The 2,726-nt window shown below is 51.3% G+C and carries 3 protein-coding genes; all 3 read right to left on the bottom strand.

Translation table 11 applies throughout. From position 1 onward, the window contains the following. Positions 1–218: 218 nt before the first annotated feature. Positions 219–1,019, bottom strand: coding sequence for an ABC-2 family transporter protein (locus H6F80_RS00875; RefSeq protein WP_190789736.1), 801 nt, complete (start codon positions 1,017–1,019; stop codon positions 219–221). 3 nt (positions 1,020–1,022) lie between these two features. Then, positions 1,023–1,841 (bottom strand): ABC transporter permease, encoded by an 819-nt coding sequence (locus H6F80_RS00870; RefSeq protein WP_190789735.1) that lies wholly within the window; start codon positions 1,839–1,841, stop codon positions 1,023–1,025. Position 1,842: 1 nt separating this feature from the next. Further along, a partial coding sequence (locus H6F80_RS00865) for an ABC transporter ATP-binding protein (RefSeq protein WP_190789734.1) occupies positions 1,843–2,726 on the bottom strand: 884 nt, incomplete at its 5' end.

Genomic DNA, 2,726 nt, shown 5'->3' with positions numbered 1-2,726 from the left:
CATATTCTCACACCAGTTCTGGGAAAGGATTCTTACCTAGAGCAACAACATCCCCAGAACCGATCGAAGGTGTAGCTGGAGTAGTGCAGCAAGCTCCAAACTCATGGTAAACATCAAAACTCGATCGCCAATCCATTCTCCACACCGCTAATTCAAATAATTCTTTAAGGGTAGGATATAAGGGAACGATCGCCTTCCCAGGATCAAATGGCTGCTTCTTAACTTCCAGTAGAACAATAATACCGTTCTCCTGTCTTCCAAAGTTGCAGTGCCATGAGCAGGAATAGAACGCCTGCAATCGGGGAAATAAAGCAAAACCATAAAGGCACTGAGAAGACGCTGGCTTTATTCAGCACTGCCAGGATGGGGAAATAGCTGACGCAGGCGAGCGGAATCAAAAAGGTGAAGAATCGCTGAAACCACTGGCTATAAATCGAAAAAGGATATTGAGCCGTTTCAACCCCTCCATAAGTGAGGATGTTCATGATTTCGAGTGACTCGATCGTCCAGAAGGTGAGCGTTGCCTGCACAATCACGATCCCCAGAAACAGCGCAACGCTGCCAACAAATGACACACTCAGTAACCAGGCAGTTTGCAGCGTTAAAGGAATCTGAAGCGTTGCCAGTGCCCATCCCCCAACCATCAGCCCTTGGGAGAACCGCCCCATGCGTCTGAGCGTGAATTCAGTTCCCAAAAGCTGTAAAACCGTACTGCGAGGACGCAGCAGCAATCGATCGAATTCACCGCTTTTGATCAGCTTGGCGAACGTATCAAACCCGCGTCCCAGTGCATCAGCACAGGCAAAGGAAACATTAACCATGCCATAAAAGAGTGCCACCTCCACTAACGTCCAGGTGCCAATGCTGTTGAACCGGCTAAACAATGCCCAGATGCCAAAAAACTCGATCGCGGTACCGAAAAGATGCCCCACCGTTTGCAGCACAAAAGACACCTTGTATTGCATTTGCGCCTTGAACGAGACCGAGATATACCGCAAATAGAGACGCAGTGAATTCACAAGTTAGCCTCCTTGAATCACTAATCGCTTCACGCCTCGACGTACCAAAAGCCGCCCAAACCCAATCACGATGACAATCCAGACTGTCTGATGCATCAGCACACGCCCCAAGGCATCGGGGGGAAGGTTGCCTGTAAAAAGACGAAACGGCTGGTCGAGCAATCCAGAGAAAGGCAGGAAATTCAGTAGTGGTTTAGCCCACTGGGGAAACAGCGGCAGCGGCACAATCATGCCAGACAGCATAATGACGAGAGTTGGCACAATCGTATTGATGCCTTCTCCAGAGAGCGTCCACAGCATCGAGACAGTGAGCAGCATCGTTAGGGCAGCAGATAGAAGGATTGCACCCGTAAAAGACATCCCAAACGCAGCCAGTGCTGCCAGCGAGGGTGGTGTTGCCAGCGCCCATTGAGCTAACCCGACCAGCGGCAGAATTAGCAGGGTTAAGCTCAAAATCGGAATTGCCCTCAGAATCAGGGGTGCCGTCCGCATTGCCAGGGCACGGGTAAACCAGAAGTTGTAGAGATCGATCGGTCGCAGCAGGTCGTATCCTACCGCGCCAGAGCGAATTAATTCTTGAACCTCTCGATCGCCGGACCAAGGGACGATCGCCATGATAAACGCCTGTCCCAGCCAGACATAGCTGATCGCCTCCGGCAGGGTCATCGGTTGAGCTACAGTGCTATGGCTAAAAAATGCAGCGAGCACCATCACTTTCACCACACCCCAGAAAAGCTGCGTTGCAATTCCCGCAAACGCTGCCGCTCGATATTGCAGCAGCAAGGCCAATCGAGCATAAAATAGCGACTGGTAAGCTTGCATCCTATCCCCCTCCTGTCTTTGCATATAGTTCGGCAATAATTTCTTCGATCGGTGGATTCTCCACAAAAAGGTCTTCCACGTCATGTTGAGCCGTAATTTGACGAATCAGGGCGGCAGCAGAGATTTGAATTGGATCAAACGCCAGGGTGACAGTTCGCCCTACTCGAGTCAGAAGATGCACTCCGGCTGATTCAAACTTGAATTCATCCGTTTTCAAATCAATTCTCAAATATCGACGCGAGGACACCTGGGAACGCAAAGCTGTCAACGAACCGTCACAGAGAATCTCGCCGTTCCCAATAATAATGACGCGATCGCACAGCGCCTCAATGTCATCCATATCGTGAGTTGTCAGGATCGTCGTCACCTGTTGGCTCTGGTTCAGAGCTTTGATAAATTTCCGCACGGCAAGCTTGGAGACGGCGTCCAGTCCGATCGTCGGCTCATCCAGAAACAGGATGTCCGGTCGATGCAGCATGGCAGCAGCAAAGTCACACCGCATTCGCTGTCCCAGGCTGAGCTGCCGCACCGGGGTCGAGAGCAAGTCCTCTAGATCCAGCAGATCAATCATTTCATCGCGGGTCCGTCGGTACTGCGCGTGAGGTACCCGATAAATGTCCCGTAGCAAGTCGAAAGACTCTATCACCGGCAAATCCCACCAGAGCTGAGTCCGCTGCCCAAACACAACGCCAATCTGCCCGACATGATGAATCCGGTCTTTCCAGGGCGTTCGTCCATTAATCACGCAAGTGCCACTGGAGGGCACGAGGATGCCGCTGAGAATTTTAATCGTGGTCGATTTACCGGCTCCATTCGGACCAATGTAGCCCACCAATTCTCCCTGTTCTAGCGAAAATGAAACGCCTCTTAATGCCTGAACCGGTT

It is taken from the genome of Leptolyngbya sp. FACHB-711, from assembly GCF_014695615.1.
Classification (GTDB): domain Bacteria; phylum Cyanobacteriota; class Cyanobacteriia; order Elainellales; family Elainellaceae; genus Leptolyngbya_A.
The sequence above is the reverse complement of the archived record's forward strand: the minus strand, read 5'-3'. Positions and strand labels throughout refer to the sequence as shown.